At 64.4% G+C, this 7,240-nt stretch carries 10 protein-coding genes and 1 tRNA gene; 6 read left to right on the forward strand and 5 right to left on the reverse strand.

The window, feature by feature from the left end; all coding sequences use genetic code 11:
- The 3 genes from ACXJL8_RS28625 to ACXJL8_RS28635 all read left to right on the forward strand — a co-directional run.
- The coding region (locus ACXJL8_RS28625) for a DUF4166 domain-containing protein (RefSeq protein ID WP_456686005.1) at positions 1 to 520 on the forward strand (520 nt) is incomplete at its 5' end.
- Entirely contained in the window at positions 517 to 1,953 is a 1,437-nt protein-coding gene (locus ACXJL8_RS28630) for a TIGR01777 family oxidoreductase (RefSeq protein ID WP_456686006.1), read from the forward strand. The genes ACXJL8_RS28625 and ACXJL8_RS28630, both read left to right, overlap by 4 nt.
- 90 nt (positions 1,954 to 2,043) lie before the next feature.
- Entirely contained in the window at positions 2,044 to 2,382 is a 339-nt protein-coding gene (locus ACXJL8_RS28635) for a hypothetical protein (protein WP_456623073.1), read from the forward strand.
- Here the strand turns inward: ACXJL8_RS28635 and ACXJL8_RS28640 are convergent.
- A complete protein-coding gene (locus ACXJL8_RS28640) occupies positions 2,379 to 3,233 on the reverse strand; it encodes a LysR family transcriptional regulator (RefSeq protein WP_456623072.1) in 855 nt (284 codons plus the stop codon). The genes ACXJL8_RS28635 and ACXJL8_RS28640 overlap by 4 nt on opposite strands.
- 112 nt (positions 3,234 to 3,345) lie before the next feature.
- Between ACXJL8_RS28640 and ACXJL8_RS28645 the strand changes: the two genes are divergently transcribed.
- The gene (locus ACXJL8_RS28645; protein WP_456623071.1) at positions 3,346 to 3,774 is read left to right on the forward strand and encodes a tautomerase family protein; all 429 of its coding nucleotides are present in this window, start codon (positions 3,346 to 3,348) and stop codon (positions 3,772 to 3,774) included.
- Here ACXJL8_RS28645 and lipB read toward each other — a convergent pair.
- Complete coding sequence (gene lipB / locus ACXJL8_RS28650) at positions 3,771 to 4,508, reverse strand: lipoyl(octanoyl) transferase LipB (RefSeq protein ID WP_456623070.1); 738 nt, start codon at positions 4,506 to 4,508, stop codon at positions 3,771 to 3,773. The two genes, ACXJL8_RS28645 and lipB, sit on opposite strands and share 4 nt — an antisense overlap.
- 66 nt (positions 4,509 to 4,574) lie before the next feature.
- Between lipB and ACXJL8_RS28655 the strand changes: the two genes are divergently transcribed.
- Both ACXJL8_RS28655 and ACXJL8_RS28660 read left to right on the forward strand, forming a co-directional pair.
- Positions 4,575 to 4,817 carry a FliM/FliN family flagellar motor switch protein gene (locus ACXJL8_RS28655; protein ID WP_011088012.1) on the forward strand — a complete coding sequence of 81 codons (243 nt, stop codon included), beginning with the start codon at positions 4,575 to 4,577 and terminating at the stop codon, positions 4,815 to 4,817.
- Positions 4,818 to 4,981: 164 nt separating this feature from the next.
- Positions 4,982 to 5,066, forward strand: a tRNA-Leu gene (locus ACXJL8_RS28660).
- Between the two features lie 106 nt (positions 5,067 to 5,172).
- On the opposite strand, the gene ACXJL8_RS28665 is transcribed toward ACXJL8_RS28660, so the two are convergent.
- The 3 genes from ACXJL8_RS28665 to ACXJL8_RS28675 form a co-directional block, all read right to left on the reverse strand.
- Positions 5,173 to 5,373 (reverse strand): hypothetical protein, encoded by a 201-nt coding sequence (locus ACXJL8_RS28665; RefSeq protein WP_456623069.1) that lies wholly within the window; start codon positions 5,371 to 5,373, stop codon positions 5,173 to 5,175.
- A gap of 12 nt (positions 5,374 to 5,385) precedes the next feature.
- Positions 5,386 to 6,591 (reverse strand): zinc metallochaperone GTPase ZigA, encoded by a 1,206-nt coding sequence (gene zigA, locus ACXJL8_RS28670; protein ID WP_456686007.1) that lies wholly within the window; start codon positions 6,589 to 6,591, stop codon positions 5,386 to 5,388.
- A 218-nt stretch (positions 6,592 to 6,809) separates the two neighbouring features.
- The coding region (locus tag ACXJL8_RS28675; protein WP_456686008.1) for a DUF2182 domain-containing protein at positions 6,810 to 7,240 on the reverse strand (431 nt) is incomplete at its 5' end.

Consider the following 7,240-nt stretch of genomic DNA (forward strand, 5'->3'; position numbering starts at 1 on the left):
CGCCGACGGTGACAGTGTCGTCTATGTCGGCGTCGTCGATGAGGTCGGCTTCAGCGAGATCGGTTGGTGGTTCGCGCAAGTCGCGCGTCTGATCGGCGGCCCATTGCCGACCGGCCGCGACACCGGCGTGCCCATGATCGTCACGGTCACGGAGGACGCTGCGAGCGGTGGCCAGACCTGGACGCGCATCTGCGCGCGGAAGCGCGGCTTTCCGCAGGTCATCCACTCCGCCAAGCGGTTTGCAGGCCCGACCGGGCTCGAAGAATATGTCGGCTTCGGCGTCTCGATGGCGCTCCGCATCGCGGTCGAGGACCAGGCGCTGACTTTCCGCAGCGTTGCTTACGGCCTCCAGTTCGGAGCCTTGTGGATTCCGCTGCCGCAATGGCTCACGCCGGGCGATCTCACGGTGACGCATCGCGATCTCGGCGAGGGCGCGTTCCGCTTCACCCTCGATGTCACTCACCCGCGTTACGGCGCGCTGATCCACCAGTCTGTCGTGTTCAGGGAGGCCGTATCATGACGCCACTGCTGTGGAGCCTCATCGCCGTCCAGATCGTGATGGGCGTGTTCGACACGTTCTATCACCATGAATTCACCGAGCGCCTGGCCTGGCGCCCGTCACAGCGTTTCGAGCTGAAGCTGCACGGTGTGCGCAACATGTTTTATGCGCTGCTGTTCCTGGTGCTCGGCTGGCTCGAGGTTTATGGCGTGCTATCGCTCCTCATCATGGCAGTGCTGGTCGCCGAGATCGTCATCACGCTGATGGATTTCGTCGAGGAGGATCTGAGCCGGAAACTGCCGCCGAGCGAGCGTATCAATCACACGCTGCTCGCGATCAACTACGGCGCCATCCTGGTGCTGCTGCTGCCGGTGCTGATCGATTGGGCGATGCAGCCGCTCGGTGTGATGGTCTCATATCAGGGCCTGCTCAGCATCGCGGCAACCGCTTGCGCGGTCGGCGCGGCGCTGTGCGGCATCAGGGATTTTGCGGCGGTGCGCCGGCTCGCCCGTATGAGGAGCGTGCCGGCGCGCGATCTCGTCGAGAAACTGGCAGGCCGCAACACCGTGCTGATCACCGGTGCCACCGGCTTTATCGGCAGCCGCCTCGCGGCGAGCCTCAGCGGGGCAGGGCATCAGGTCATTGCGCTCATCCGCAATCCCGCGAAAGCGGAGATGCTCCCGCCGCCGGTCACGTTGATCACGAGCCTCGATCAGATTCCGGCCGACACGCGCATCGACGCCATCGTCAATCTCGCCGGCGAGCCGATCGGCAACGGCCTGTGGACCGCAGCGAAGCGCAGCGCGATTCTCACCTCGCGGATCGGTATGACCGGCGAGGTCGTGAAGCTGATCGCGCGGCTCGACCGCAAGCCGGATGTGCTCGTCAGCGGCTCCGCGATCGGCTGGTACGGCCTGTGGGCCGACCAGGTGCTGACGGAATCGGCGAAGTCGCACGCCTGCTTCAGCCACGAGCTGTGCGATGCCTGGGAGACCGCGGCGCGGCCGGCGGAGGAGCTCGGCGTTCGCGTTGTTTACCTGCGCATCGGCCTCGTGCTGGGCACGGAAGGAGGCTTCATCACGCGCATGCTGACGCCGTTCGAGTTCGGCCTGGGCGGACCGCTGGGCACGGGCCGGCAGTGGATGTCCTGGATCGAGCGCGACGATCTGATCCGTCTGATCGCCTATGTGATGGCGACGCCCGATCTCGCCGGCCCCGTCAACGCCACCRCGCCGATTCCCGTCACCAATGCAAAGTTCACCGAGGAGCTCGGCCGCCGTCTGCATCGGCCCGCCGTGTTCCGCATTCCCGGCGGTTTGCTGCGCCGGATCGGCGGCGGCTTTGCCGACGAGCTTCTGCTCGGCGGTCAGCGCGTGCTGCCGAACAAGGCGCTGAGCCGCGGCTTCGTGTTCCGGCACGAGACGCTGCGCAGCGCGTTCGAGGCGATTCTGTGAGGTGGTGGCATGTCCTGCGCTGAATGTCCTCGCGCTCTGAAAGGTTGGTTTCGCTCATGCGTGACCGCAACCGCGGTCCTGCATGCAATCATGCTGGCCGCCCTCATTGGAGCCATGAATAGTGCCGGGCAGCTGGTCGGCATCGCATCGATGCTCATCTTCGTGCTGCCGCTGACGTTGATTATCGTCTGCGCGTTAACGGGGTTTCCGGCTGGCGCAGTGATCTGGCTCGCCGAACGGATGCGCATTAGGTCGCTGCTATTCTACGCGACTTCGGGCGCCGCGATCGGCTCGCTGTTTTGCGCGCTTCTGTTCCAGCTTGTCGGCTCGTTTGGCGCCTCGTTTGTTCTCGCCGGCGGTGCTGCTGGACTTGTCTATTGGTTCGTCGCTGGCAGATATGCTGGGGACGAAGGTCAGTGGTTTGGCTAGGCGGCCGCCACGCTCCGAAACGTCGCCGCCACCGTGCGCAGCGCCGCGAGTTTTGCGGGATCACTGACCTTCGAATGTAGCATCACCTTTGAGCTGCCGAGCTTTGGCAGCCTGTGCGCAGGGCCGATGTCGACAAGCCCGGGAGGCGCGATCCGTCGCGCCAGCGGCGCGATCGCGAGTCCCGCGAGCGCGGCGGCGACCACCGCCGTGACGCCGCCGCCGACAAAGCGCTCGCGCCAGGTGATGCCGGCCTTGTCGAGCGCGCGCACGGCGATGGCACGGACACCGCACGGCGGGGCGAGCGTCGCAAGCGGCAGCGCTTCGCCCTTCGGCAGGGTGAAACGTCGTGCCGCGAACCAGCCGAATTCGTCTTCGGCCAGTTTCTCGCCCCCGCGGCGGCTGCCTTCCTGGCGAACGATCACCGCGTCGAGCTCGCCCGCGTCATAGGCGTCCTGCATCTCGCGCGAGAAGCCGATGGTGACGGCGAGCGTGAGGTTTGCGGACATCGCATGCAGGCGTTCGAGCAGCGGCACCAGTTCAGATCCTGCGGCATGGTCGGAGATGCCAAGCGAGAGTGACTGCGCAGTCGATGTCTCGCCCGACAACGCGCGGTCATGCGCCTCCATCAGTGCGCGGGCGCGGTCGAGGAAGCTGGCGCCGTCGGCGGTGAGCCGGACCGCGCGCGGCGAGCGCTCGACGAGGCGTCTTCCGAGCAGCGTCTCCAGCCGTTGCAGCTTCAGGCTGACGGCCGCCTGCGTCGTGCCGAGCGCCTCGGCGGCGCGGGTAAAGCTCTGGAGGTCTGCGACCAGCAGGAAGGCCTGAACGGTGGCGATGTCGAGGGTGGTGTTCATTATGAATGGTTATCACTGGTATAAATAGCGATAAGATACCAAAATGACGGCGGGAGGTCTAGCTTCTCTCCAACGCCGCGCAACACCGCGCAGCATCTTGAGGAGACCGACCGTGCCCCTGATCACCGTGTCCTACACCACCTCCCGCCAGTCGCCGTCGCTGAAGGCCGATATCGCCAGCGCCGTGTCCGAGCTCACCGCAAAGATCCTGCACAAGGATCCCAAGGTCACCGCCATCATCGTGAAATCGGTCGAGGCGAGTGACTGGTTCGCCGGCGGCAAATCGCTCGCCGAGCAAAGGCTCGCGAGCTACTGGATCGACGTCCATGTCAGCGAGGGCACCAACACCAAGGACGAGAAGGCCGCCTATCTCGCCGCGATGTTCAAGCGCATGGCGGAGCTGCTGGGCCCGCTGCATCCCGAGACCTATCTGCATGTCGACGAGGTCAAGGGCGACGCCTACGGTTTTGGCGGCCTCACCCAGGAGCGCCGCTACATCGCCGGCAAGCTCGAAGTCGCCCCGGACCGCGCGGCGGCTTAAGCCGCCGCTTCCGGCAGCAGCGCCTTTGTCGGCCCGAACAGCTCCTCAAAGGCCTGCCGGAGCGCGATGTCGACATCGGCCATCGTCACGAGCTGGCCGAGGTCGACCAGCGAGGTGACGCCGTAGCGGGGGTCGGCGACGCCGCAAGGCACGATGCCGGCGAAATGCGCAAGCTCCGGCTCGACATTGATGGCGATGCCGTGGAACGAGACCCAGCGCTTCAGCCGGACGCCGATCGCCGCGATCTTGTCCTCGTGCCCGGAGCCCTTGTCGGGCCGCTTCACCCAGACACCGACCCGGTCCTCGCGCCGCTCGCCGCGGACGTTGAAGGCGGCGAGCGTGCGCAGGATCAATTCCTCCAGGCTCGCCACATAGGCCCGCACGTCGGGCCGGCGGCGCTTGAGGTCGAGCATGACATAGGCCACCCGCTGGCCGGGGCCGTGATAGGTGAGCTGCCCGCCGCGGCCGGTCGTGAAGACGGGAAAGCGGGAATCGAGCAGGTCGGAGGCCTTGCCCGAGGTGCCGGAGGTGTAGAGCGGGGGGTGTTCGAGCAGCCAGACCAGTTCCGGAGCCGTGCCGTCCGCAATCGCCGCGGCGCGTGCCTCCATGGCGGCCACGGCCTCCGGATAGGGCACCGGGGCGTCCGAAATCCGCCATTCCACGGGGGCGCCCGTTGCGGCGGAAAACGACGTCAAATCGAGGTCTTGGCGAGGGTTTTGAAGGTTATTAACCATTGGCTAACCATAACGTGGTGATGATCGCAGGCGCAAATGCAGAGTCTCCAGTTGCGGCGGTGCTAAGTGCCCACTCTCGATAAAGTCACGGTGGATCTCATGGTCGTCCTCGGGACGACCACCATGCCGATCCATCAGGTATTACGTCTTTCCCGCGGCGCCATCATCGAGCTGGACGCAACCGAGGCCGACGAGGTCAAGGTTTTGGCCAACAATCTGCCGGTCGCCTCCGGCGTCGTGCTGGTTGACCGCAACCGGATCGCGGTCGAGGTCAAGCAGATGCTGCCGCGCACGCCCGGCACGCGCTAGCGGCCCCGGGCACGCGGTAGCGGCCCGGCAGCCGGGAGGGCAGGAACTTTCTTCCCAAGCTTGTGGAATTCGGGGCCTTTGCAGGCTTGTACCCCTCTGATGGATTTGTTAGATCGGCGCCGTTGATCCGGCCGGCCCTCAAGCCTCAAGCCGGCATCCCCAAAGCGCTCGTGGCGGAACTGGTAGACGCGCTGCCTTGAGGTGGCAGTGAGTAAAATCGTGGGGGTTCGAGTCCCTCCGAGCGCACCAGCATCACCTTGCCGTTGTTTTGATTGGATTTTTGCAGCCGCCTCGCGCGGTGATGGATGTTGTGCGCGCGTCCATCACCCCAGCCGTTCGGCAGCCAGGGATTTCGTCAGTCGTTCTCGACCGCGGATTTTCGGGAGGGAGTGTGACCCGAAGGGTACGCTTGGGTCTCTCGCCCGGGCCCATCATCAGCTTGCCCGCCGGCCACAGCGACCGGTGGGAATATGCTGTCATAGATCGCGCGCGCCTCGCGGATCAGGCGCGCCCGCTCGAGCTCGGATTTCGGAACGAATCGGATGATGTTGTCCATGCGCGCTCCCGCCTAGGCGGCTTCATCGGCGCGCCGCCAGACCGGAAACGGGTCTGCGAGCTTCGCCCATTCCGCGACGTTCATGGCGGGTTGCCCCGCCACCAGGCATGCATCCAGCCAGGCGCGGAGCGAGCCCTCATCCATTCCGATGCCGATGAACACGATCTCCTGGCGGCGATCGCCATAGATCTCGTTCCAGTTCGCACGCAACTGCTTCCGCCAGAACGGATCATCCGGCCATCGTTCCGCCGGCACGCTCGCCCACCACGCACCAAGGGCCTGGGTGCGCGTGATCGAACCAGCCTGGCTGATCTCACCAAGCCAGTGCGGGCGTGTGGCCAGCCAGAAATGTCCCTTGGCGCGAATGACGCCGGGCCACGGCTCCTTGATGAACTTGTCGAACTTGGCAGGATCGAACGGCCGGCGCGCGCGATAGACGAWGTTCGTCACGCCGTACTCTTCGATCTCCGGCACATGATCCGCAAAGCCGTAAAGCTCCTTGTACCAGAGCGGATGCTGCTGTGCCTTTTCGAAGTCAAAGCGGCCGGTGTCAAGAATGCGATCGAAAGCCACCTGGCTGTGGTTGGCTTCGACGAGGTCCGCGTCCGGATTGAGCGCGCGGATGATTTGTCGTGCCGCCTCGCGCTGCGCCGGCGATGCGTCATCGATTTTGTTGAGAACGATCACGTCGGCGAACTCGATCTGCTCCACGAGCAGATCGACCAGCGTGCGCTGGTCGTTCTCCAGCGCTTCGCCGCGTTGTGCGAGAAAATCGGTCGACGCGTAATCCTTGAGCAGGTTCACGGCATCGACCACGGTGACCATGGTGTCGAGACGTGCCACGTCGGAGAGGCTATCGCCGTCCTCGGAACGAAAATCGAAGGTCGCTGCGACCGGAAGCGGTTCGGAAATGCCGGTCGATTCGATCAGCAGATAATCGAAGCGGCCGTTTTCGGCGAGGGCGCGCACCTCCTTCAGGAGATCATCGCGCAGCGTGCAGCAGATGCAGCCGTTGGTCATCTCGACGAGCTTCTCATCGGTCCGGGACAGGTTCGCACCGCCATCGCGGACCAAATCCGCATCGATGTTCACCTCGCTCATGTCGTTGACGATCACCGCCACCTTCAGGCCGTGCCGGTTGTTCAGGACGTGGTTCAGCAAAGTGGTCTTTCCAGCCCCGAGGAAGCCGGACAAGACGGTGACGGGGAGTTTTTGCATGGAGGTCGAAGAGCCTTTTCAGGGGGATACGGCGACGACGTGTGGGATCGGGCATTGGGACCAAAGATGTAATGTTATAACATTACATTCGTTGTCCGCGTCGGCGTCAAGCCGTTTTGCGGCTCAGCTGAAATTCATACGAACATTCAAGTGATTGTTCTTAGTCCCTGCGAGCGGTCGGCGGCCGGCAGAGTGCCGGACCGCAAGCAGGTTGCTCATCACTGCGGCAAGAACACCAGCAGCCAGGCGCCCGCGGCCACACATGCAATGCCGGCAGCACGCGCGATCCATCGTCCGACCGGCGTAAGTTTCTCCAACAGGACGAGCAGGGCCAAAAGCGCAATCCAAAGCACGTTCATCACCCCGCCTACGAACAAAAGCGCCATCAAAACCCAGCAGCAGCCGACACAATAGCCTCCGTGGCGAAGCCCCAGCAGCAGGCAGCCTCGCAGGTCGTCGCGAAAGCCGCCGTGGCGCATCAGGAACAGAAATGGCGACTGGCATTGGGTGAGACAGACGTTCTTGAGCGGTGTCCATTGATAGAGTCCCGCCGCGATCAGCACGACTGCACTGAGCAGATTGCTGGCGATCGTCATCCGGGAATCCAGCAGGACTGCCCGCTCGATCGCCCATTGGAGTAGGGTTGCTG

This window comes from Bradyrhizobium sp. P5_C11_2 (genome assembly GCF_054049755.1).